Source organism: Streptomyces sp. NBC_00258, assembly GCF_036182465.1.
Lineage (GTDB): Bacteria > Actinomycetota > Actinomycetes > Streptomycetales > Streptomycetaceae > Streptomyces.
Map to the genome: position 1 here is coordinate 123,760 of NZ_CP108081.1, position 22,085 is coordinate 145,844.

General features: G+C 67.8%; 18 protein-coding genes and 3 pseudogenes. 4 read left to right on the forward strand and 17 right to left on the reverse strand.

Annotated elements, in window-relative coordinates; genetic code table 11:
- The 4 genes and pseudogenes from OG718_RS00560 to OG718_RS54280 all read right to left on the reverse strand — a co-directional run bounded on the left by OG718_RS00560 (position 1) and on the right by OG718_RS54280 (position 3,659).
- The gene (locus tag OG718_RS00560) at positions 1 to 1,605 is read right to left on the reverse strand and encodes an FAD-dependent monooxygenase (protein ID WP_328842714.1); all 1,605 of its coding nucleotides are present in this window, start codon (positions 1,603 to 1,605) and stop codon (positions 1 to 3) included.
- Positions 1,606 to 1,611: 6 nt separating this feature from the next.
- Positions 1,612 to 2,574, reverse strand: coding sequence for an MBL fold metallo-hydrolase (locus tag OG718_RS00565; RefSeq protein ID WP_328842715.1), 963 nt, complete (start codon positions 2,572 to 2,574; stop codon positions 1,612 to 1,614).
- Between the two features lie 168 nt (positions 2,575 to 2,742).
- Positions 2,743 to 3,237, reverse strand: a pseudogene (locus OG718_RS00570) (hypothetical protein); the annotation flags it as partial.
- Positions 3,144 to 3,659, reverse strand: a complete 516-nt coding sequence (locus tag OG718_RS54280; RefSeq protein WP_443054852.1) for a hypothetical protein — start codon at positions 3,657 to 3,659, stop codon at positions 3,144 to 3,146. The gene OG718_RS54280 and the pseudogene OG718_RS00570, both read right to left, overlap by 94 nt.
- A gap of 185 nt (positions 3,660 to 3,844) precedes the next feature.
- On the opposite strand from OG718_RS54280, the gene OG718_RS00580 reads away from it, so the two are divergent.
- A complete protein-coding gene (locus OG718_RS00580) occupies positions 3,845 to 4,810 on the forward strand; it encodes a PDR/VanB family oxidoreductase (protein ID WP_328842717.1) in 966 nt (321 codons plus the stop codon).
- Positions 4,811 to 4,952: 142 nt separating this feature from the next.
- Here the strand turns inward: OG718_RS00580 and OG718_RS00585 are convergent.
- The 8 genes and pseudogenes from OG718_RS00585 to glyA all read right to left on the reverse strand — a co-directional run.
- Positions 4,953 to 5,238, reverse strand: a pseudogene (locus OG718_RS00585) (ISL3 family transposase); the annotation flags it as partial.
- Positions 5,232 to 5,708, reverse strand: coding sequence for a serine dehydratase beta chain (locus tag OG718_RS00590; RefSeq protein ID WP_328842718.1), 477 nt, complete (start codon positions 5,706 to 5,708; stop codon positions 5,232 to 5,234). The pseudogene OG718_RS00585 and the gene OG718_RS00590, both read right to left, overlap by 7 nt.
- Entirely contained in the window at positions 5,681 to 5,941 is a 261-nt protein-coding gene (locus tag OG718_RS00595) for a serine dehydratase beta chain (protein WP_328842719.1), read from the reverse strand. The genes OG718_RS00590 and OG718_RS00595 overlap by 28 nt, the downstream gene beginning before the upstream one ends.
- Positions 5,941 to 6,549: a sarcosine oxidase subunit gamma gene (locus OG718_RS00600; RefSeq protein WP_328842720.1), complete on the reverse strand. Its 609-nt coding sequence runs from the start codon at positions 6,547 to 6,549 to the stop codon at positions 5,941 to 5,943. The genes OG718_RS00595 and OG718_RS00600 overlap by 1 nt, the downstream gene beginning before the upstream one ends.
- Positions 6,542 to 9,432, reverse strand: a pseudogene (locus tag OG718_RS00605) (sarcosine oxidase subunit alpha family protein). Before OG718_RS00605 ends, OG718_RS00600 begins: the two are co-directional and overlap by 8 nt.
- Entirely contained in the window at positions 9,429 to 9,725 is a 297-nt protein-coding gene (locus OG718_RS00610) for a sarcosine oxidase subunit delta (protein WP_328842721.1), read from the reverse strand. Before OG718_RS00610 ends, OG718_RS00605 begins: the two are co-directional and overlap by 4 nt.
- Positions 9,726 to 9,748: 23 nt before the next feature.
- Complete coding sequence (locus OG718_RS00615) at positions 9,749 to 10,969, reverse strand: sarcosine oxidase subunit beta family protein (RefSeq protein ID WP_328842722.1); 1,221 nt, start codon at positions 10,967 to 10,969, stop codon at positions 9,749 to 9,751.
- Positions 10,966 to 12,300 carry a serine hydroxymethyltransferase gene (gene glyA, locus OG718_RS00620; RefSeq protein ID WP_328842723.1) on the reverse strand — a complete coding sequence of 445 codons (1,335 nt, stop codon included), beginning with the start codon at positions 12,298 to 12,300 and terminating at the stop codon, positions 10,966 to 10,968. Before glyA ends, OG718_RS00615 begins: the two co-directional genes overlap by 4 nt.
- A 96-nt stretch (positions 12,301 to 12,396) precedes the next feature.
- On the opposite strand from glyA, the gene OG718_RS00625 reads away from it, so the two are divergent.
- Positions 12,397 to 13,062 (forward strand): GntR family transcriptional regulator, encoded by a 666-nt coding sequence (locus OG718_RS00625; RefSeq protein ID WP_328842724.1) that lies wholly within the window; start codon positions 12,397 to 12,399, stop codon positions 13,060 to 13,062.
- Positions 13,063 to 13,495: 433 nt separating this feature from the next.
- On the opposite strand, the gene OG718_RS00630 is transcribed toward OG718_RS00625, so the two are convergent.
- Positions 13,496 to 14,695: a cytochrome P450 gene (locus OG718_RS00630; protein WP_328842725.1), complete on the reverse strand. Its 1,200-nt coding sequence runs from the start codon at positions 14,693 to 14,695 to the stop codon at positions 13,496 to 13,498.
- A gap of 135 nt (positions 14,696 to 14,830) precedes the next feature.
- Positions 14,831 to 15,529, reverse strand: a complete 699-nt coding sequence (locus OG718_RS00635; protein ID WP_328842726.1) for a metal-dependent transcriptional regulator — start codon at positions 15,527 to 15,529, stop codon at positions 14,831 to 14,833.
- A 377-nt stretch (positions 15,530 to 15,906) separates the two neighbouring features.
- Between OG718_RS00635 and OG718_RS00640 the strand changes: the two genes are divergently transcribed.
- Both OG718_RS00640 and OG718_RS00645 read left to right on the forward strand, forming a co-directional pair.
- Entirely contained in the window at positions 15,907 to 17,139 is a 1,233-nt protein-coding gene (locus OG718_RS00640) for an Nramp family divalent metal transporter (protein ID WP_328842727.1), read from the forward strand.
- 205 nt (positions 17,140 to 17,344) lie between these two features.
- Positions 17,345 to 18,040 (forward strand): GntR family transcriptional regulator, encoded by a 696-nt coding sequence (locus tag OG718_RS00645; RefSeq protein WP_328847657.1) that lies wholly within the window; start codon positions 17,345 to 17,347, stop codon positions 18,038 to 18,040.
- A gap of 286 nt (positions 18,041 to 18,326) precedes the next feature.
- Here the strand turns inward: OG718_RS00645 and OG718_RS00650 are convergent, their stop codons facing one another.
- The 3 genes from OG718_RS00650 to OG718_RS00660 all read right to left on the reverse strand — a co-directional run bounded on the left by OG718_RS00650 (position 18,327) and on the right by OG718_RS00660 (position 22,085).
- Entirely contained in the window at positions 18,327 to 19,574 is a 1,248-nt protein-coding gene (locus OG718_RS00650) for a multidrug effflux MFS transporter (protein WP_328842728.1), read from the reverse strand.
- 2 nt (positions 19,575 to 19,576) lie between these two features.
- Positions 19,577 to 20,563, reverse strand: coding sequence for an ABC transporter substrate-binding protein (locus OG718_RS00655; protein WP_328842729.1), 987 nt, complete (start codon positions 20,561 to 20,563; stop codon positions 19,577 to 19,579).
- A 511-nt stretch (positions 20,564 to 21,074) separates the two neighbouring features.
- On the reverse strand, positions 21,075 to 22,085 hold the full coding sequence (locus tag OG718_RS00660) for a catechol 2,3-dioxygenase (RefSeq protein WP_328842730.1): 1,011 nt from the start codon (positions 22,083 to 22,085) through the stop codon (positions 21,075 to 21,077).

Genomic DNA, 22,085 nt, shown 5'->3' on the forward strand with positions numbered 1-22,085 from the left:
TCAGGCCAGGACGGTTGCTGTGACAGCGAGAGCACGGTCGACCGCTTGCCAGACGGCGCCGGCATCGGAGCCATCGAGGACAGCGGCGACGTGCGCGTCCGGCCGAAGCACCCACACTTCCTGAGAGCGCGCGGCGAGGGTCGCACCGAGATTCGACGCGAGCGATGACATCGCATGCACGGCCACGGGCCGCGCCCAGGCCCGCGCCTCCAGATCGGCAAGTACATGGAGGGCGTCGTCGCCGACCAGGACGGTGACGCCGGACCTGGCCAGGTTGCGCAGACGCGACACCTCGGGCCGCCCGGTCACGGTGACCGGGACGTCCGGCACCAGTACGCCGGGCGCGGGTGCCGGGACCGCTCCCTTGGGAGGCCTTCCGGGAAACGGGCCGCGGTAGTCAGGGGTGGTGAGGGGCGAGTCGACGTACCAGAACGGTTCGGCCATTCGGCCCGAATCGACCTCGGCACAGGCTGCCTGGTCGACGCGTGCCCTCTCCAGCGTGTCACGACGCCGACGCCAGTCGTCTTCGTCCTGGGGGATCAGGAATCGCATGGTGTTCGCGGTGACGTCGAGGTTCTCCACGGCCGCCGCGTGGCGTTCCAGGTGATAGCTCTCGAGGAGCTGCTCGGGTGCCCATCCGTTCAGGACGTGGGCAAGCTTCCAGGCAGCGTTCTCCGCGTCCTGAACGCCCGAGTTGAGGCCGCGCGCACCGAAAGGTGCCACCAGGTGCGCCGCGTCGCCGGCCAGCAGTACCCGGCCGACACGCATCCGGTTCGCGACGCGCGCGTGGAACCGGTAGACGGACTTCCACACGATCTCGTAGTCGCGATCGCCGATGACGTCGCGAATGCGCCGGTCGAGCTCGCCGCCTGCCTCCTCGACTGCCAGGTCGAACCCGTCGGGCACCTGCCAGTCGATCCGGAAGGTCGAGTCGGGGCAGGGGTGGATCAACACTTGTCGGCCTGGGTTCCACGCAGGGTCGAAGTAGAACCGCCTCTCGTGCTCCCAGCCGGGGAGGTCGGTGCGAATGTCACAGATGAGGAACTGGTCGCCGAAGGTGCGTCCCTCAAAGGTGACGCCGAGCAGGTCGCGCACCGCTTGTCCGCGCGCTCCCGGGCAGGCCACCGCGAAGGACCCGGTGAGCGTGACCGGCCCTTGGTCGGTCACGCAGCCCACGCGGACCTCTCGCGCGTCCTGTTCCAGTGAGGTGACCCGGTGTCCCCAACGCACCTCGATGAGCGGCTGAGCGGCGATCTGCCGGTCGAGGAGCTCCTCGGTCCGGCCCTGCGAGATGTTCACGAACGGCGGGAACGGCGACGCACCGGAATCCTGGAGCTGGATGGCGAACAGTTCGCTGTCCTGGTAAAAGGTGCGCGCGATACCCCAGGTGAGTCCCTCCGCGGCGATCTCCGCGCCGGCGCCGACCGACTCCCAGATGTCGAGCACGTCGCGGTGCTGGCAAATCGCCTTCGAGCCGATCGCGTCTCGCGCCGGACGGGCGTCGAGCAGCACAACGGGGATATCCCACCGTGCGAGAAGGAGCGCCGCCGTCTGGCCTACCGGCCCGTTGCCGATCACGAGCACCGGCGGTGTCGAACTGTCCACGACGCCTCAGCCCTGCAACTGGTCCCACACCTGGCGGTCGCGTTCCGCGGTCCAGATGACAGGCCAGTCGATGCCGGAGAGCTCGTCCCACAGTCGTGCCACGTCGAACGGAAGGCAGTGCTCGAAGATCGGCCAGTGTCCGAACTTGGGAGCCAGCGCCGCATGGGTCGCCTCGAACGCCTCCTTGAGCGTGCCCCCGCGTTCCCGCACGGCGCCGACCTCGGTAATCATCGTGTCGAGGAAACCACGCGTCTGCTCGATGGCAGCCTCGACGGCCTCGGCCCCCCGCGCGACAGCACCCCTGCCCCCGACCACCTGTTCGGCGCCGAGTGCCTTGAGCCGGTCGAGCGTCGTGGACGCCCACTCCCGGTGGAACGCGTCGCCGGTGTAGAGCGCCGCCTGGGCCTCGACGAGATCACCCGCGAAGAGGATCTTCTTCTGGGGGAGCCAGGCCACGATGTCGCCGGCGGTGTGCCCCCGACCGCAGTACTGGAGCACCAAGTCTCCTCGGTCACCGCCGAGGTCGATCGTGAAGCGGTCGCTGAACGTGACGGTTGGCCAGGTCAGCCCAGGGATCGAGTCGGGATCCTTGAACAACCGCGGCATCCGGCCGTACTCCGAATCCCAGTCCTGCTTGCCGCGCTCCGCAATGAGTTCCCGCGTCTTCTCGTGCGCCACGATCACCTCGGCGTCGAACGCGCTCGCACCCAACACGCGGACAGCGTGATAGTGCGACAGCACCAGGTAGCGGATCGGCTTGTCGGTGTGCTCCCGCAGCTTTTCCAGCCACTCCCGTGCGGCGGTCGGTGTGGCGAGCGCTTCGAAGCACACGAGGAAGTCCTCGCCCTCGATCGCACCAAGGTTCGGGTCCCCCTCCGCCGTCAGGGCGTACACACCGTCGGCGAGGACCTCCAGGGTCTGCTCCTTGGCGGCAGTGTCCGCCGACGACGCAAACGATTTGGTGGCCATACTCGGACCACTCCATTCAGATAGAAAATCCTTTACGATTTCACTATGCTAGGCGATGATCGCTGCGCTGGGAACCCTGAGAATCCGCACTACGACGTTTCCGCTCACCGGACGTCGTCGCGGCGTCGGACGTCCGGCGCGGCTGCACCGACCAGCGGTTTCCGCAGCTCAGACAGGACGAACCCGCATTACCGCGGGCGTCAACGACTCGGCCCGGGGCACCCGTCCGCGTTGCGGGCGTGACAACTGCACGAGATCGCGCCCTGACCCGCGTCCGTGAGCGCGAAGCGACTGCCCGCGCGGCGCGACGGCCTCGTCGAGGGCCGGCAGCGACGTCGCAGCGAGGACGTCGGCGACCTCTCGGAACTCGTCGGCACCAAAGCCCCGTGCCGCCAGGGCCGGCGTACCGATCCGCACCCCGGAGAACACCATCGGCGGGCGCGGGTCGAACGGCACGGCGTCGGGGCCGACGGCGATGCCGGCCTGGTGCAGTCAGCCCTCGGCCTGCTGTCCGTCCAGCTCCGAGTCCCGGAGGTCCACCAGGACGAGATGAACGTCCGTGTCGTGTGTCACGGTACTGACGTCGGGCTCCGACAGCCGGTCAGCGAGGATCCCGGCCCCCCGAGCGTGCGTGCCTGCCACTCCGTGAAGTCCGGCCGGGCAGCGAGCTTGGAGGCGAGTCTCGGCCGCGATGGCATGCTCGGGCAGGCCGCCCTGTCGGCCCGTGGCACTGCCGAGTTCATCTTCCTGGCGAGATCCATCACAGAGTGGACCACATCACCACGCGGACCACCGGGTGTCTTGCGCGTCGGGGTCGTCAAGACATGGGCGTGCGGCACGGGGTTCGGGTGCGGACCGGCAGCGACCAGGCCCGCGATTCGGCGCAACTCGGCGAAGTCAGGTGTCGCGTGTACGCCGACCACCCGGCAACGATGAGCATAAGCCGGTGTGCGGCCCGCCAGCCGTTCGACCTCGGCCATGTCGAATCGACGACCTGCCTGGGCGATGCGGTACGGCACCACCTTGAAGGGCTTGGCGGAGAAGTTGACGCGCATGCCGTGCGCGAGGTGCTCGCCGGTAATCATCTCCAGAGTTCCGCGTTGCCGAGAGAACTCGGCCCCGATGGCACCGGTGGTCGCCGGATCGAGTTCGGCCGTACATCAAACTCACGAACGCCCGCCTTCCCGGAAGGTTCCAATGTCCTATATGATAAGCGACATCAATCGTAGGCGTAGCCGCAGCAACCTACGACGCTGTCGATCGATGGAGGATGCCCGTGCACGGCGCACACGACGAGGTGGACCTGAAGCTCACCGTGAGCCGCAAGGTGGTGCTCGCTGACGGCGTCATCGGACTCCATCTGCGCGGTCAGGAAGGTGAGGTCCTCCCTGGCTGGGCACCCGGCGCACATATCGACCTTCAGTTCGGCGACGATCTGGTCCGCCAGTACTCGCTGTGCGGAGACCCTCGCGACGAGACCACCTGGCACGTGGCGATCCTGCGCGAGCCGGCGAGCCGCGGTGGGTCCGCTCACGCACACGAGCGCGTCACGGACGGGACACAGCTCACGGCCCGCGGTCCTCGCAACCATTTCGACCTCGTGCCCGCGAGCAGCTACCGGTTCATCGCCGGAGGCATCGGCATCACACCGATCCTGCCAATGATCCGGGAAGCAGAACGGCGCGGCGTTCCGTGGGAATTGCTCTATGGAGGCCGGAGCCGCACGTCCATGGCGTTCCTCGACGACCTCGCCGCCTTCGGCGAGCGGGTGCGCATCCGACCGCAGGACGAGACGGGGCTTCTCGACCTCGTGGCGTTCCTCGGCGACCCTCAGCCGGATACAGCCGTCTATTGCTGCGGGCCCGAACCGCTGCTGCAGGCTGTGGAGAAGCAGTGCGAGCAATGGCCGCCTGGCGCGTTGCACCTGGAACGGTTCGCGCCCAAGGACCTGGCGGAGCCGGTGCTCCACGGAGCGTTCGAGGTCGAGCTGAACCAGTCCGGCCAGATCTTCACCATTCCGCCCGAGCGGTCCATCCTGGAGGTGTTGCATGAGGCGGGCATCGAGGTGCTGGCATCGTGCAAGGAAGGCACCTGCGGCACCTGCGAGACCGACGTGGTCGAAGGTGAACCCGATCACCGCGACTCCTTGCTCACACCCGAGGAACAGGCGTCGAACGAAACCATGATGATCTGCGTGTCGCGCTCCAAGTGCGCGCGCCTCGTGCTCGACCTCTGAGGGCCTGCTGACGAAGGCTTGAGGCTCTTGAGAATGGGAGCATAGAAGACTGGCCCAGTCTTGTTGACGTAACCCTGGTGGGACGATGGGGACAGTTGGACGCGGAAGCTGTTGACGTCTCGATTCCGAGCATGGCGGCCACGGCCCGGCGCTTGCGCAGGTGCTCGCGGTAGGGATCGACAACGGTGGCACGGTACTTGGGGACGCGGAGCATCCGCTCGGGCCGATCAGCGCGGGCGTGGCGTGTGACGGTGTTCAGGACCAGCTGCGGACGGCGGGCGCAATCGAGCAGGCCCACGCCCTGGTCGAGGAGGTCATGGACCTGGTGCCGGCGTACCAGGGTGGTCTGTGCGCGGGGTCCGTCGTACAAGGGCGCGTCCAGGCGCGGTGGCCCGGCAGCCGCTGTGCGCCTTGGCCTCGCTCAGGGCGCCCGCAGGCCGCCCGGCAGCGCTCCCTCGCGGTGGCGATCCGCGCTCCACACAGCCTGCATGATCGACCACAGGTGCAGCAGTCCTGCGCGCACCTCGGCCTCGGGCCGCCATGCCTGCGCGTCGGCGAGCATGATGTCGCTGATGGCGAGGTCTTCCCGCCCGCAGTGCGCGAGCGGTTCGGCTGCCGAGCCGAAGGGGAACCGTACTCGTGTGGTGTCCGCGACGACACGGTCGGCGCCGGTGTCTTCCTCGTCGACAACGAAGCCGCCACCAACGGGGTAGTAGATCCGTTTGGCGAGCGCCCGGCCGTCGACGAAGGCGTGCGACATCATTCCGTTGGGGTGCACGGGCAGGGACCTGCGCCGGTGCGGCACCGGGTCCGCATCGCTGTCGAAGCCGATCCGGTACTTGTCGGCCAAGAGCAGCGTGTTGCTGTCGCCTACCAGCGCGACCCGGCCGGTGTCCACGGTGACGGGGTCCTCGTCCTCAAAACGAGCACGACCGCCTTGTCCGAGCCATGACCGTGGCCGGTCGCGCCGAGCGACCCGAACAGTTCGGCCCGCACGCGGCTGCCGGAGGGCAGAAGGCCCTCCTCGTCCGGGAGCCCGACGAAGCGTGGGGCCGCCCTCATCGGACCCGCCGGGTGAGAGGAGGAAGAGCCGATGCAGACCGAGTACAGATCGAACGCGCTCAATGCCATCAGGGCACCTCCACTCGGCGGTACTCACTCATGGCGTCGATGAGCCAGCGAGCCAGGTAGTCGGCGAACGAGGAGCGTGGGAGGAGCCGGTACGTCGGTGTGTCGTCGACCTGCCAGAGCAGCACCGCGACGGGTCCCACCGTGGTCGACACGGCCTGGCCGGGGCCGAAGGCCCGGGGGTGTAGGTCCAGCGGGCAGCCCTTCTCCAGTACCTGCCGGGCGGCCGGGCCGCTGAGCTCCAGCGTGGTGCGGTTCGCCGAGACGTCCACGACGGAGCCCGGGTCTCCGCCGAGTGCCTCCCGCAACTCGGCGGCCACAGCGGTCGCGTCGGCCTGGGACAGCACGAGCCATTCGTCGGGGCCAAGCCACAGGACCGTGTGGGGTCCGGATGTGGAGGTGTGGCCGCATTGCGGCGGGAGCGGCGCTCCCAGGGCCTTCTCGATACGGTCGGCCGCTTCGGAAGCGGGGTTGACGCGCACGTTCACCATGGTGAGGAACGGCCACTCGGTCAGCGTGACGCCGCGGGCGCCGGTGACGGTGGCGGCGCGCATCCGTTCCGTCAGATGCGCCACGGGGCTGGTACGCGATGCGGCGATCAGCTCAGCCATTTCGCTTGGTCCCTTCGGGGTCGTAGAGGACGAAGTCGGTCACCTCGACGGGCACCAGGTTCTCGCCCACCGGGGCGAGCAGGGTCTCGCCGATCCTTGCCCGCCCGTCGGCGACCAGGGCGAGGGCGAAGGGGCGGCCGAGGGCCGGGCTGTGGTAGCTGGAGGTGACGTGGCCGAGCATCGGCACCGGCCGGGTCTCGGGGGTGACGGGTACGTCGGGTGCGACGAGCTGGGTGCCCTCGGGCAGCCGGGTCGTGCGGTCGGCCGGCAGCAGGCCGACCAGCTGCTTGCGGTCGGTGCGGGCGGTGTCGGCGCGGGCGTAGGACCGCTTGCCGACGAAGTCCTTCTGCTTCGACACCACCCAGGACATGCCCGCGTCCTGCGGGGTGACGGTGCCGTCGGTGTCCTGGCCGACGATGATGTACCCCTTCTCGGCGCGCAGGACGTGCATCGTCTCGGTGCCGTACGGGGTGATGTCGTACGGCCGGCCAATCGCGTCCAGTTCCTCCCAGACCGCCAGGCCGTACCACGCGGAGACGTTGATCTCGTAGGCGAGTTCGCCGGAGAAGGAGATCCGGCAGATGCGGGCGGGGATGCCGGAGGCCAGGGTGGTCTCGCAGAAGGCCATGAACGGGAAAGCCTCGTTCGACAGGTCGACCTCGGGGGCCAGATGGGCGACGACCTCGCGTGACTGGGGACCGACGACCGCGATGGTCGACCACTGTTCGGTGACCGAGGTGCAGTGGACGTCGAGTTCGGGCCACTCGGTCTGCAGCCACTCCTCCAGCCAGTCCAGCACCCCGGCCGCGCCGCCGGTCGTGGTGGTCATGAAGTAGCGGTTCTCGTCGAGGCGCAGGGTCACACCGTCGTCGAAGATCATGCCGTCGGGCTTGCACATGACGCCGTAGCGGGCCATGCCGGGCTTGAGCTTCTTGAAGGCGTTGGTGTAGATGCGGTTGAGGAACTCGCCCGCGTCGGAGCCCCAGATCTCGATCTTGCCGAGGGTGGATGCGTCCATGAACGCCACCCCCTCACGGGCCGCACGGCACTCGCGGGCCACGGCCGCGTCCATGTCCTCACCGGGCCGGGGGTAGTACCAGGGCGCTTCCACTGCCCGACGTCCTCGAACTCCGCCCCGTGCGCCACATGCCAGCTGTGCATGGACGTGGTGCGCTCAGGATCGAACAGGTCACCGCGCTCACGACCGGCGAGGGCTGCGAAGCCCATCGGCGTATAGGGCGCCCGGTAGGCCGTGGTGCCGATCTCCCCGGGAGACGCGCCCGCGCCGAGTGCCTCGGCGATCACACCGATGGCGTTGACGCCGGACGTCTTGCCCTGATCGTTGGCCGTGCCGAGCGAGGTGTAGCGCTTGACGTGTTCCACGCCGCGCATGCCGGCGCCGGTGGACCGCCAGACGTCGGCGACGGTGACGTCGCGTTGCAGGTCGACCAGGTGGGTGTCCCAGCCGCCGGGTTCGCCGTCGGGGGCGGGCACCAGCCAGAGGGCGCGCACATCGGCACGTACCTCCTTGTGCGAAGCCGTGGGCACCGGCACCGGGAACCCTGCGTCCGTCGCGGCCCGCGCACCGGCCCGTGCCCCTTCGGCCAGACAGCCGTCGAGGCCGTACGTCCTGTGGGCCGCACCGACGACCTGCTGGTCCCGGACGGTGCCGTCGGGGACGAAGGCGACCAGGTCCTCGTCCCAGCGCAGCCGGCCCTGGCGCTGGCTGTGCAGGTGCACCACCGGGCTCCAGCCACCCGAGACGGCGAGCAGGTCGCAGTCGAACGACTCGGGTGCGCCTGCGAGTTGGCCTTCGGCGTCGAGGGTCTGGACGGTGACACCGGTGAGTCGGCCTTCGCCCGCGGTGTCGACCACCGCACTGCCCGTCAACACTCGCGCCCCCGTCGCCACGGCGACCTCGGCGGCCCGGTGGGACAGTTCGGGGCGGGCGTCCACGACGGCGGCGATGTCGATGCCCGCAGCGTGCAGGTCGGCGACCGTGTCGTACGCACTGTCGTTGGTCGTGCCCACCACGGCCCGCGAGCCCGGGACCACGGCGTACCGGTTGACGTACGAGCGCACGGCCGCCGCGAGCATCACGCCGGGGCGGTCGTTGCCGGCGAAGACCAGCGGGCGCTCGTGAGCGCCGGTCGCCAGGATCACCTGGCGAGCGCGGATGTGCCACAGCCGCTGGCGCGAGACACCCGTGGACGGTTCGGGGGCATCGGCTCCGAGGTGGTCGGTTCGCCGCTGGAGGGCCAGCAGGTAGTTGTCGTCGTACGAGCCGAATGCCGTGGTGCGTTGCAGTACGACGACCTCGGGTGCGGCGTCGAGTGCCGCGCCGATCTCGGCGACCCACTCCAGGGCGCTCCGCTCGCCGACCTTCTCGGTACGCCCGGAGAGCAGCGAACCGCCGGACTCGGGCTGGTCGTCGACGACGATCACGCGGGCGCCGGAACCCGCGGCAGCGGCGGCGGCCGCCAGCCCGGCCGGTCCGGCGCCGACGACCAGGACGTCGGTGTGGACGTACTTCTTGTCGTAGACGGCGGGGTCGGAGCCCGGGTCGAGCCGGCCCATCCCGGACAGCGTCGTGGCGGACAGGCCGTCGTACAGTTCCGCCGTCGTCGCGGGCAGCATGCCCTCCGAGTGCGGACCCTCGATCTGCAACAGGGCGTTGGGCTCCTCGACGCCGGCGGCGACGATGCCGCGCGGGCGACTGCGGTAGAGCGACGGGGCGACCTCTACGAGGCCGTTCGCCAGCATCGCCGAGGCGACGGTGTCGCCGGGGTGCCCGGTGAGTTCCCGCCCGTCGACGGTGAACCGCAGTACGGCGTCGCGGTCGATGCGGCCGCCTTGTCGGAGCCGGAAGTGCTGGTCGGTCATCGCTGTCCTCCGGCCTGGGGCAGTTCGGGGCGTGGCTCGTCGAGCCGGTAGGAGGTCAGTACCTCGTGGGTGGCGGTGTCCCGCAGCACGTTGAACCAGCGGCGGCAGCCGATGCTGTGCATCCACCGCTCGGCGAAGGGGCCCTTGGGGTTGTCCCGGTAGAAGACGTACTCGGCCCACTGCTCGTCGGTGAGGTCCGCGGGGGTGCCGGGGTAGGGGACGTGGGCCTGTCCCCCGTAGTGGTACTCGGTCTCGTTGCGGGGACCGCACCATGGGCAGCTGATCAGCAGCACGGTGTCCTTCTCTCAGCAGGCTGTCAGTGGGCCACGGCTGCGGCGCCGTGCTCGTCGATCAGAGCGCCCGTCGCGAAACGTTCGAGGGCGAAGGGGGCGTTCAGGGGGTGCGGCTCGCCCGTGGCGATGGTGTGCGCGAAGGTCCAGCCGGCGGCCGGGGTGGCCTTGAAGCCGCCGGTCCCCCAACCGCAGTTGACGTAAAGGTTCTCGACCGGGGTGGTGCCGATGATCGGGGAGGCGTCCGGGCTGACGTCGACGATGCCGCCCCAGGTCCGCAGCACATGCGCGCGGGCGAAGACGGGGAACAGCTCGACAGCGGCGGCCATCTGCTGCTCGATCACGTGGAAGGAGCCGCGCTGCCCATAGCCGTTGTACGAGTCGACGCCCGCGCCCATCACCAACTCGCCCTTGTGGGCCTGGGAGACGTACACGTGCACGTGGTTCGACATGACAACCGTCGGGTGCACCGGCTCGTGCAGTTCGGAGACCAGCGCCTGGAGCGGGTGGGACTGCACCGGCAGCCGGACGCCGGCCCGTTCGGCCAGCACGCTGCTGTGCCCGGCGGCCGCGAGGCCGACACTGCCGGCGAGGATGCGGCCCCGGTTGGTCTCGACGCCCACGACCCGGTCGCCGTCCTTGAGGAAGCCGGTGACCTCGCAGCCCTGGATCAGGTCCACGCCCATCTCGTCGGCCCGGCGGGCCAGCGCCCAGGCGACGTGGTCGTGCTTGGCGATGCCGGCGCGCGGCTGGAAGGTGGCGCCCAGAACCGGATACCGGGTGCGGGACGAGACGTTGAGGATGGGACAGACCTTGGCTACCTCATCCGGTTCGAGCCACTCGGCGTCGACGCCGTTGAGACGGTTGGCGTTGGCTCGGCGCATGCCCTCGCGGACGTCCTGCAGGGTGTGCGCGAGGTTGAGGACACCGCGCTGGCTGAACAGGAAGTCGTAGTCCAGTTCCTCCGGGAGCCGCTCCCACAGCTTGAGCGCGTACTCGTAGATCGCCGCGCTCTCGTCCCACAGGTAGTTCGAGCGGATGATCGTGGTGTTGCGGGCCATGTTGCCGCCGGCCAGCCAGCCCTTCTCCAGGACGGCGACGTTGGTGATGCCGTGGTTCTTCGCCAGGTAGTAGGCGGTGGCCAGGCCGTGGCCGCCCGCGCCGACTATGACGACGTCGTACGAGGAGCGCGGGTCGGGGTTGCGCCACAGCCAGTCCGGATGCTCCGGCAGCGCCGTGCTGGTCATACCGCGTCTCCGTTCAGGTGGGGCAGGTGGGACAGGTGGGGATAGAGGGGGAAGGCGGAGGCGAGCTTCTCGACCCGGTCGCGCAACAAGGCCACGCGCTCGTCGCCGAGCTGCTCGTCCTTCAGGGCCTCGGCGATGATGTCGGCGACCTCCCGGAACTCCGCTGCGCCGAAGCCCCGGGTGGCCAGGGCCGGGGTGCCGATCCGCAGCCCCGAGGAGACCATCGGCGGGCGGGGGTCGAACGGCACCGCGTTGCGGTTGACGGTGATGCCGATGCGGTGCAGCCGGTCCTCGGCCTGTTTCCCGTCGAGCGTGGAGTTGCGCAGGTCGACGAGGACCAGGTGGACTTCGGTGCCGCCGGTCAGCACGGTGATCCCGGCCTCGGCCACGTCGTCGGCCAGCAGCCGTCCGGCGAGGATGCGGGCGCCGTCGAGGGTGCGCTGCTGGCGTTCCTTGAACTCCTCCCCCACCGCCACCTTGAAGGCCACCGCCTTCGCCGCGATGACATGCTCCAGCGGGCCGCCCTGCTGGCCCGGGAAGACCGCGGAGTTGATCTTCTTGGCCAGGGCGGCGCGGCTGAGGATCACCCCGCCGCGCGGGCCGCCGAGGGTCTTGTGCGTGGTGGTCGTCACGACGTCGGCGTACGGCACCGGGTTCGGGTGCAGGCCCGCGGCCACCAGTCCGGCGAAGTGGGCCATGTCCACCAGCAGATACGCGCCCACCGCGTCGGCGATCCGCCGGAACGCGGCGAAGTCCAGCCGCCGGGGGTAGGCGGACCAGCCGGCGACGATCATCTTGGGCCGGTGGGCGAGAGCGAGCTGCTCGACCTCGTCCATGTCGATGCGCAGGTCGGACTCGCGCACGTGGTAGGGCACGACGTTGTACAGCTTGCCGGAGTAGTTGAGCCGCATGCCGTGGGTCAGGTGACCGCCGTGCGCGAGGTCCAGGCCGAGGATCGTGTCGCCGGGCTGGAGCAGCGCGAACATCGCGGCCGCGTTGGCCTGGGCACCCGAGTGGGGCTGCACGTTGGCGGCCTCGGCGCCGAACAGTTCCTTCACCCGGGCGATGGCCAACCGCTCGATGACGTCGACGTGTTCGCAGCCGCCGTAGTAGCGGCGGCCGGGGTAGCCCTCGGCGTACTTGTTGGTGAGAACCGAGCCCTGGGCCTCCATGACGGCGGCCGGGGCGAAGTTCTCCGAGGCGATCATTTCGAGGGTGGACTGCTGACGGCGCAGCTCGGCGTCGACCGCGGTGGCGACCTCCGGGTCGAGCTCGCTGAGCGGGGCCGAGAGAAGGGAGGCGACCGTGGTGATGGACGGGTTGGTTGCCATCTGCACACCATTCTGAGAGCCAACTAATGGACGACTGATATATCAACCTCTGCGGTAAGGTATGGGAGCTTGTCGGCCAGGTCAAGGGGGCATCTCATGCAGCAGACGGCGACAGAGCCCGCGGGCGAGGAGCTGTCCCTCGCCGAACGCGCGTACCGCGTCATCCGCGACCGGCTCGTCATGCTCGAGATCCGCCCGGGCGCCCCGATCAACGAGGACCAGCTGGCACAGTCCCTCGGCGTCGGCCGGACACCGGTGCGCGAGGCCCTCAAGCGGCTCCAGTACGAGCGCCTCATCGCCACCTATCCTCGGCGCGGCACCTTCGCCACCGACGTCAACATCACCGACCTGGCCCACATCTCCGAAGTGCGCCAGGAACTGGAGCCCCTGGCCGCGTCCCAGGCCGCGCGGCGCGCCACGGCCACGGACCGCGCGACGCTGACAGCCGTCCTGCGGGAGCTGGAGAGCGCGGATCCCGGGCGGCGCGACGCCACCGAGCTCATGCACCTTGACCTTCAGGTCCACCGCGCCATCTACGCGGCCACACACAACCCGTACCTGGAGGACACCCTCGTCCGGTACGACAACCTGGCCACCCGCATCTGGTGCCTGTTCGTCGACCGGTTGTCCGACATGGCGGGTCATATCGAAGAGCACGGACCGTTGATCGAGGCGATCGTCGCCGGTGCCCCCGACAGGGCGGCACAGCTGGCCGGCAGTCACGTCGTGGGCTTCGAACAGGCCATTCGCGCGGCCATCTGAGAAGGCTCTCCGCTCCAGCGCGCGGCGCCCCGCGGATCCCAGGGCATCGCGCGGGCGACCGACTCTCGGGAACCGCAGCCGAATTTTGTGACTCAGATGTACCCCGACGGCCGGTCCGGAAGCGAAGGCATTGCCGGTCACCGCTGTCCTTCACCTACTTCATCACCACCGGCGGCTCTCGGCGTCGCTGCCCGCTTCCCAAGAAACCTCGAGCTCGTCACCCTTCGTTGACATTCCGCACGTCATGCCAACGGCAAGCCAGCACGCTCCGTCACCACCGAAAGGGAGACAGGGCCGTGAGACTCACACTCCCTGTCACTCAGAATGTCCTCGCCCAAGGCATCCCTGGTCCTGCCCTCAACGATCAAAGACTTCGCCAGTGGTCTCTGCATGCCGGCGACAGGGCGCCGTTTTCGCAGGCCGGTCCCACGACTCAAGAGCTGGGCGCGACGCCCACCGGCAGGTGCGAGACGCCCCGCGTGATGGTGTACGTCGGAGTCCGGACGATCTCGCCGTTCAGGACATAGTCCGGCATGTGCTTCAGGATCGCCGACAGCACTGTCCGGGTTTCCATCTTCGCCAGGACCGAGCCGAGACAGCTGTGGACGCCTTCGTTGAAGGCGATGTGCCGCTTGCGCTGGCGCGCGATGTTGAACCGGTCGGGCTCCTCCCACCTTCTGGGATCCCGGTTCGCCGCAGCGAAGACCAGCGCCACCTTCGCGCCTTCGGGGATCGTCTGTCCGTGGAGTTCGACACTGGTCCGAGTGGTGCGGACGGTGTACGGGAGGGACGGCTCGACTCGCAACACTTCTTCGACAGCCGCGTCCAGGAGCTGGGGGTTCTCCAGCAGCAGGGCCCGCTGGTCGGGGTGCCTCGCGAACAGGATGACGGCGTTCGAGATGAGAGCGGCCGTCGTTTCAGAACCGGCCTCGAGCAGAAGCGTGAGCATTCCGAGGGCGCCATCGCCGATCGGAGCTCCTTCCGCCTCTGCATGGGCGAGTCCACCGACAACGTCAGATCCGGGGTTTCGCCTGCGCTCGGCGAGAAACTCCTCGAAGTAGTGATGGATCTTGTCCCCCGTCGAACGGGCGGCTTCGGGCACGCTGAGAGAACCAGAATCGCGTGAAGCCATCAACTGCACCCACTCCGCCAGCATCGGCACGTCGCTCGAGGGCAGACCGAGAACGTGGGCAATCGTGCTCACCGGCAACGGGAACGACAGCTCTTGCGCGAGGTCTCCGCCACCCCGGGCCACGATCTGCTTGACGCGGGCCTCAGCTTCCTCCGCGATCACCTGCTGAAGGGTATTGACCGCATTCACCGAGAACCAGTCTTTGACGAGGTCACGGTAGACATCGTGACGGGGCGGGTCCATGTCGATGAAGTTGCCGGGACCCACGATGCCGGCGATGTCATCGATAGTCACGCCGTCCGCACTCGAGAACGTCTTCCAGTCGCGAGCCGCCTTCTTGACGTCGTCGAATCGCGACAGCGCCCAGAACCCGAGGTCAGCGTTGTAGTACACCGGATGGGACTCGCGCAGTTCGGTGTAGATCTCCCACGTCCCTGGGTCAGTTTGAAAGTCCTCGTAGACAAAGGGGTCAAAGGTGAATGGCGCGGTCCCGGTACTCATCGGACTCCTTAAGGCGCGACTGCTCGACTCCATGGACTGGGCACAACCCATGGCACACCAATCATATAGGAAAAGCTACGTTCGCGCTCGTTTCTGAGGCCCGCGGGCCAGCGTTGCGCCAGCCAGCCCCAGTCCTCACACATCCGGAAACCCGGTGGCGCCATCAAGGGGCCGCACCCAGACCCCTCCCACCTCCGCTGCTTCAAGCCTCACGATCCCCGGATCCGCCCCGAGCTTCAGATCGAGGGCCCTCGACGCAAGCCGCCTCTCCACACTCACGATGACGTCCAGATTCAGGCCAAGCTCGGTGAAGCGGCGAAGGGTCGTCGCGTCCTCGTCGCTAATCCTGACGACGACTGCACATTCCCCTGACTCCATCTCGGTGAGGGATCTCGCGGGAATGCTGGGCAACGCGCCTGAACCGTCAGGGATCGGGTCGCCATGAGGATCCCGCCGCGGATAACCGAGAAGGGCATCCAGTCGCTCGATCAACAAATCCGAGACGGCGTGCTCGAGGAGCTCCGCCTCATCATGGACCTCGTCCCACGCGTAGCCGAGGTGGTTGACGAGAAACGTCTCGATGAGGCGGTGCCGCCGCACCATACCGACGGCGAGAAGGCGTCCGGCGGCGGTGAGCTCGATAGCACCGTAACGCTCGTGCGCCAGCAGACCGGCCTCAGTCAGCCTCCGGACCTGCTCCGAGACCGTGGACATCCGCACCGTCAAGCGCTCAGCGAGGCGCTTAGTCGTCACCGGCCCTGAAGACCACTCGCCGAGAGTCCAGATCGCCTTCATGTAGTCCTGCGCCACTGATGAGACCGACTCGACTGACATCGCACTATCGTACCCGCCAGCAACTCTACTATATACGATTTCACTCTATGAAACTATTGAGTTCGTCTACCCGAACTCATACGATCGACGCCACATCCCGGGCCCGGACCGTACTGGCCGGACCGAGCAGCGAAGGGACCGCGTACATGACCCGCAACCTTGCGAAGCTGCAGGCACGCTGCTACACGGCATTCTGCATTGCTGCTGGCGCGTTCTCCCTGGCGACCGGCCGGTGGCTGACCGCCGGGCTGCTTCTCACAGGCACTGCCTTTCAAGCACTGCTTGCTCGCCGATGGCGCCATCGAGCCGAGCACCCTCCACAGACCGCGCCGCACGTGGCGCCCCACATGGGAGCTTGACGAATGCCTGGAGATCTCGTGACTCACCGGCGCGACGGCGCCACCCTGGGCCGGCGCGCAGCGCTCCTGGGGCCCGCCTTCGTCGCCGGCATCGCGTACGTGGATCCCGGCAACGTAGCCACCAACATGACCGCCGGCAGCCAATACGGATACCTGCTCATCTGGGTCGTCGTGGCAGCGAACCTGCTGGCCATGCTGGTGCAGTACCTCTCTGCCAAGGTGGGGATCGCCAGCGGACGAACACTCCCGCAGCTCTGCCGGGACCACTATTCCAGACGCGTGTCGTTCTTCCTGTGGCTCCAGGCCGAGGCGGTCGCGCTGGCAACAGACCTGGCCGAGGTGCTGGGCGGCGCACTGGCGCTCTACTTGCTGTTCGATGTTCCCCTGTTGATAGGTGGACTCATCACAGGTGGTGTCAGTTTCTCGCTGTTGCTGCTGCAGAAGCCCGCGACCCAGGCCCGGTTCGAGCGCGCCATCATCGCGCTGCTCCTCGTGATCACCCTCGGATTCACCTGGTCCGCGCTCGCGGCCGGGCCCGACATCTCGTCGACCATAGGCGGTCTGGTTCCCCGCTTCGCCGGTGTCGACACACTGATGCTGGCGACGGGCATTCTCGGCGCCACCGTCATGCCTCACGCCATCTATCTGCACTCGGCCCTGGTCCAGCACCGATTCGGCCCGGGCCAGCGTGACGACGCAAGCAAACGCGCCCTCCTGCGCGCGACGAAGACGGACGTGGTGTCCGCGATGAGCATCGCTGGTGTCGTGAACCTCTCGATGATCTTGCTGGCCGCTGCCGCGCTCTTCGGTGTCGGCGTCGACTCCATCGAAGGAGCGCACCAGGCGATCGGTGATCACCTCGGCGCCGCGGTTGCCCTGCTGTTCGCGCTCGCCCTCCTTGCCTCCGGATTCGCTTCGTCGTCCGTAGGAACCTACGCCGGTGCGGTGATCCTCGACGGGTTCCTCCAGCGCAGCATCGCCGTTTCGGTGCGACGAGCGGTCACCATGGTGCCGGCACTGGCGATCCTCGCGCTCGGCATCGATCCGACGAAGGCCCTCGTACTCTCCCAGGTCGTGCTCAGCTTCGGCATACCCTTCGCGCTCTTCCCGCTCGTACGGTTCACCCGGGACCCGGGGGTCATGGGTGCGCTCGTCAACCGCGCGGTCACCACGCATGCCGCTCGTGCGGTCGCGGTCGTCATCTCCGCCCTCAACGTGGTGCTGCTGGGTCTCACACTCGGATCATGGTGAGCGGCCCTACTGCTGTCCTTGGGGTGTCCAGCGGCGCAGCCATCGGTATCCCGGCAAATATTCGCCGGGATGCTATATCATCGACGCAACATCACGAACACGATGTGCACGCGCGTAGACGATACGCCGGTCAGCGGTCCGGGACACCCGTGGCGCGGACCGTCAGCCGATGACACCAGCTACATCCGTAGACGGAGAGCACGCAATGAACAAACAAGAGCACGTATATCGCGTCCTCCGTGAGCGAATCCTGGAGGGCCAGTACGGGCCCGGCTATCGGCTCGTGATCGATGCGATCGCCGAGGAACTCGGCTACAGCGCGCTGCCCGTACGCGAGGCGATTCGCCGCCTTGAGGCCGAGGGGCTGGCCATCTTCCGGCCGAACGCGGGCGCGCAGGTCAAGCCCGCTGACCCGGCGGGCTTCGCAGAGGGGCTCGCCACCCTGGCAGTGCTTGAGGGCTTCGCGACCGCCGAAGCCGCCAAAGCCATGACGGCGGAGGACCTGGCGGCCGTCGAGCACGAGACCGACCTCATGGTCGAGTGCATGGAGACGCTTGACGTGAGCGGCTACAGTCAAGCGAACAAGCGCTTCCACGAGTACATCAACGCCCGGTGCAACAACGCGTCGCTGCTGGAGATGATCAACGAGATCTCGCAACGATCGGACGTTATCAGGCGAACGGTCTTCACGCAGATCCCCTACCGCGGGCGAAGCTCCATCGCCGAGCACAGGGCGATCATCGAGCTCATCCGCAACGGCGCGCCGAGCGACGAGATCGAGAAGGCAGCTCGTACTCACAAGCTCCGCACGGTCGAGGCGTTCCGCAGCTGGCAGAAGGAGAACGCACCCGGCGACGCCGTTGCCGGCATGATTCTGAAGAACGCTGCCGCGAAGGTCTGAGCAGTCATCCCGGGCTCTGTCGATGCCGCCCCGTGACCGGGAAAATCAGGGGGCGGTGCCCGCTCTCTGACGGCGAACCCAATCGTCGTCAGGGGATCACGATTCAGCCGACGCCGGCAGGCAGACTGACGGCGCATCGAAGCTCCGTCGCGGGACGGCGAATTGGGAAGGTCGCCTCCACAACGGAGCTTCGTCGCGTCCGGTCGCGCACCCGATCAGCATTGTCATACCGCCGTGACCCGCGCATCCGAGAGACCACCTCGGCTTTGACCCGAAGAGGCGCCGGTCATTCGGCGGCGCTCGCCTGAGTGTCAATCCGCGGGTTCGGCTGAGCGACAAACAGGAGAGTCGACAACCCGGCAGCGGTCACCACGACCATCACCACGACCAGGGGGAGTGCACTGTCACTTCCACCGATGCCCACGAGGGGCGCCGCGGCCGCGCCGAGCCCGAACATGATGATGTTGACCAGCGACGAGGCAGTGCCAGCCCGGTCGGGGTGACCGGCCAGGGCGAGAGCGGTGGAGTTCGGCGTCTCCATCCCATGCCCGCCGAGGATGATGAAGATCGCCCCGAGGAAGGGCAGGAGGCCGAGCCCGCCGACGACGGTGACCGCCAACAGGGCGACGGCGCCGGCAACGGCCAAGGCCCCGCCCGCCAGAGCGACGTTGCGTGGGGTCGTCCACCGGAGCATGAATCGACCGACCTGCATCGCTGCCATCAGCCCGATGGAATTGAGGGCGAACACGAGGCCGTACATCTGGGCCGACAACCCGTACACATCGTGGAGCACCAGGGACGAGCCGCCCAGATAAGCGAAGACGGCGGCCGAGATCAGAGAGCCGCCGACCGCGTACCCGAAGAACTGCCTGTCCTTCAGCGCATGTCTGAACCCGTCGAGGGTGTCCTGGAGCGCTGCTTTATGACGCCGTCCTTTCGGAAGCGTCTCAGGCAAGGCCCACAGCACCAGCAGTGTCAGTACGGCGCCGTACACCGCAAGTGCGACGAAGATCCACCGCCAGGTCCCGATGGCCAGCAACAGACCGCCCAGCAGCGGAGCGATCACCGGTCCGACCATCCCGACAAGCATGGTCCAGGACATGATCCGCGCGGCTGCTCGCCCGTGGGCGATATCGCCCACGATCGCCAGGCTCAGGACCGCGGCGGCACTGCCGAGAATGCCCTGCGCGAACCGCGCGCCGACCAGAACGGGCAGGGACGGCGCGACGGCACACAGCGCCGAGGCGAGAGTGAAGCCCGCCAGGCCGACAACGAGCGGACGCTTCCGGCCGTGTCTGTCGCTGGCCGGCCCGACCGTGGCCATGCCGACGACCATGCCTGTGAAATAGGCGGTCAACGTGAGCTGCACCTGCGACGCGCTGGCGTTGAACTCGCTCCTCAACGAGGGAAACGCCGGCAGATAGAGGTCGATGGTCAAGGTGGCGATCGCGATCAGACCGCCCAGGAGAACAACGACCTTGCCTTGCGCCGACGAGGTCTGCGCATCGCCTGTACGCGCGAATGAGGAGGGCACTTCTACAACTTGGGTTCGGTCAAGGTGTTCGGAGCAAACAACTCCTCGACGCTGACCGGTCGGGTGGAGAGCCCCTGCTCGTGTGCGTAGCGCGTCAGTGTCTCGAGGACCTGCCGATTCGCTTCCACACCGTAGGGCCAGAAGTCCTCGCCCATCAGTTGCCGGGTCGCCAGTGCTTCCGTGACGACCCAGGGCAGACCGATCTTCAGAGCGGCCGTCTGGGTCAGTTCCTCCTGGGCGATCGCTTTCGCCTGGTTGAACGCCTTCAACAGGCTTGCGGCCAGCCAGGGATGCCGCTCGTGAACATCGCGCCGCACGCCCAGGGCATGCATGATCGGGAACAACCTGGTGCGCGCGAAGTAGTCACGCTCGACCTCGGCGAAGTTCTCGAAGAGACGACCTACGTTCGGATCCTCGAGGTAGGCGCGTGGAGTGCGGGCTGAGACCAGTGCGTCCAGTTCACCGTTGCGCAGCATTGCGTCGAGCGTGTCGTCTGGGCCGATCGGCTCCAGCGGGAAGCCCTCCGGCAGGCTCATCGGGTATTTGTCCTTGCGACCCGGTTGCTCGAGCCCTCCCTGCCGCCACTGCACGTCGGCCGCGGCCACGCCGTGGTCGTCATTGAGCATCCCCCGCACCCAAAGGCCGACAGCCATCGAGTACTCCGGGATCCCGATCACCTTGCCGCGCAGATCTTCCGGCTTGCCGATACCGCGATCGGTGCGAATGTAGATGCCCGAATGGCGGAACATCCGGGACAGGAAAACCGGAACTGCCATATACGGGGCGATCCCGCGCGATGTCGCGGCCAGGTAGGAGGAGAATCCGATCTCCGACACCTCGAAGTCGCCGTTGACGACGCGGTGGAACAGCTCTTCGGGCGGCAGTACGACATGGTTGATCTCACAGCCCTCGACCCGCACGCGGCCATCCATGATCGGGCGAACGCGGTCGTAGTCCCAGGTCGCGATGGTGATGTTCAGTGCACCCATGTCAGGCGACGTCCTTTCCACCCGTGCCGGCCGAACAGGCCCGGACGGTGCGTAGTTTGTGCTCTGGGGCGGCGGTCTCGACGGCCGCGGGATCAGCACCGTTCTCAGTCAGTTCGAGCAGCGCGTCGTGTTCGTCGGCGGACCCCGCGGGCAGACGAGCGGAGCCGTCCCCTGCGCAAGGAACCGAGGAGACTCCATGCGCGCCGCCGGACCGCGCGGTCACGGAGCCGACGAGGACGGCCGGTATCCCCATCCGCTGCTCCCAGGCCCCTGGCACGGCACCGGCGCGCACCGACGTAGCGCTCGCTCTCGACAAGGCCTTCCGCCTCCTGGCGGCGGAGGACTCTGTCAACGGCGGCTCACTGATCTCCAGCTCACGGCCGAGGTGATCGCCGACCAGGCGACACCCCGGCCGTACCAGCCCGGTGGATCGCGCTCGTGCGGGACCGCGCAGGCGTGGTCGTGCGTGCTCACCGCCGGCCATCGGTCTCGGCCCCGATCCTGATCGGTTTCAGGCGAACGGCGGCGGCACCGGTCCACCGGGCAGCTGGACGTTCGGTGTCCCGTACGTGTAGAAGTACTCGGCGATGGGCTGACCGACCCACGTGTCTCCGTAGCCGGCGATGTCTTCGAATACCCAATCGACGGTCTCCCAGCTGGGATCGAAGATGAGCAGGCCCGAGTCGCCCCACAGCTCGACGCGGTTTCCGCCGGGCTCGTAGACGTACATGTACATGCCCTGGCTGATGCCGTGCTTGCCAGGGCCGGCCTCGACGAAGATGTCGTGGTCCTTGAAGATGTCACCGATGTCGTAGAGGTGCTGCGGCGAACCGTAGAAGTAGCACACGTGGTGCAGCCGCCCGCGCGTACCGGTGGGGTCCTTGAAGATGGCGATGTCGTGGGTGAGGTTGGTGACCGTGACCCATGCGCCGATCCACTCGCCGTTGTTCTCGCGTGACACGAGCTTCTCGGTGACACGGAACCCGAGGTTCTCGACGAGGTGTTCAGCGGTGGCCTGGACGTCCGAGGCGAGGATGTTTCCGTGATCGAGGCGGCGGACCGGGACACCCCGCAGCGGGCGACGCGACGGCCGGTTGCGCAGCTTGGTGGCGGTCTCGGGGGTCGCCTTGTAGTAGTCGACGTCCCAGAAGACCTCCATCAGGTGGTCATCGGGTGTCTGGAACGTATAGGCCCGCCCGTGCCCGACGTCACCGTCGATCCAGCCACGCCCCTGCCCGCTCGCCTCGAGGCGAGCGGCGCGACGCTCCAGCGCTTCGGGAGAGCTCGCGCGCCAGCCGACATGGCCCAGACCCGCCTTCGGAGCTTCGGTGAGCTTCAGCGAGTGGTGGTAGGGATCCTCGAAGGCACGCAGGTAGACCGACTGACCTTCCTGATGGGTCACCTCCATGCCCAGCAGCTCACGGAAGAACCACAGGCTCTCTTCGGGCTTCGGTGTCAGAAGCTCCATGTGAGCAAGCTGCGCGATCTCGAAGCGCGCCTCGGGCGGTGGGACGTTCGACAT

What these genes read in the sequence shown, in the direction of transcription:
- OG718_RS00595 (WP_328842719.1), bottom strand. Translation starts at nt 5,941, where the DNA reads ATGGCATTGAGCGCGTTCGATCTGTACTCGGTCTGCATCGGCTCTTCC.
- OG718_RS00580 (WP_328842717.1), top strand. Translation starts at nt 3,845, where the DNA reads ATGCCCGTGCACGGCGCACACGACGAGGTGGACCTGAAGCTCACCGTG.
- OG718_RS00660 (WP_328842730.1), bottom strand. Translation starts at nt 22,085, where the DNA reads ATGTCGAACGTCCCACCGCCCGAGGCGCGCTTCGAGATCGCGCAGCTT.
- OG718_RS00635 (WP_328842726.1), bottom strand. Translation starts at nt 15,529, where the DNA reads ATGTCAGTCGAGTCGGTCTCATCAGTGGCGCAGGACTACATGAAGGCG.
- OG718_RS00630 (WP_328842725.1), bottom strand. Translation starts at nt 14,695, where the DNA reads ATGAGTACCGGGACCGCGCCATTCACCTTTGACCCCTTTGTCTACGAG.
- OG718_RS54280 (WP_443054852.1), bottom strand. Translation starts at nt 3,659, where the DNA reads ATGATTACCGGCGAGCACCTCGCGCACGGCATGCGCGTCAACTTCTCC.
- OG718_RS00625 (WP_328842724.1), top strand. Translation starts at nt 12,397, where the DNA reads ATGCAGCAGACGGCGACAGAGCCCGCGGGCGAGGAGCTGTCCCTCGCC.
- OG718_RS00600 (WP_328842720.1), bottom strand. Translation starts at nt 6,549, where the DNA reads ATGGCTGAGCTGATCGCCGCATCGCGTACCAGCCCCGTGGCGCATCTG.
- OG718_RS00565 (WP_328842715.1), bottom strand. Translation starts at nt 2,574, where the DNA reads ATGGCCACCAAATCGTTTGCGTCGTCGGCGGACACTGCCGCCAAGGAG.
- glyA (WP_328842723.1), bottom strand. Translation starts at nt 12,300, where the DNA reads ATGGCAACCAACCCGTCCATCACCACGGTCGCCTCCCTTCTCTCGGCC.
- OG718_RS00655 (WP_328842729.1), bottom strand. Translation starts at nt 20,563, where the DNA reads ATGGGTGCACTGAACATCACCATCGCGACCTGGGACTACGACCGCGTT.
- OG718_RS00615 (WP_328842722.1), bottom strand. Translation starts at nt 10,969, where the DNA reads ATGACCAGCACGGCGCTGCCGGAGCATCCGGACTGGCTGTGGCGCAAC.
- OG718_RS00645 (WP_328847657.1), top strand. Translation starts at nt 17,345, where the DNA reads ATGAACAAACAAGAGCACGTATATCGCGTCCTCCGTGAGCGAATCCTG.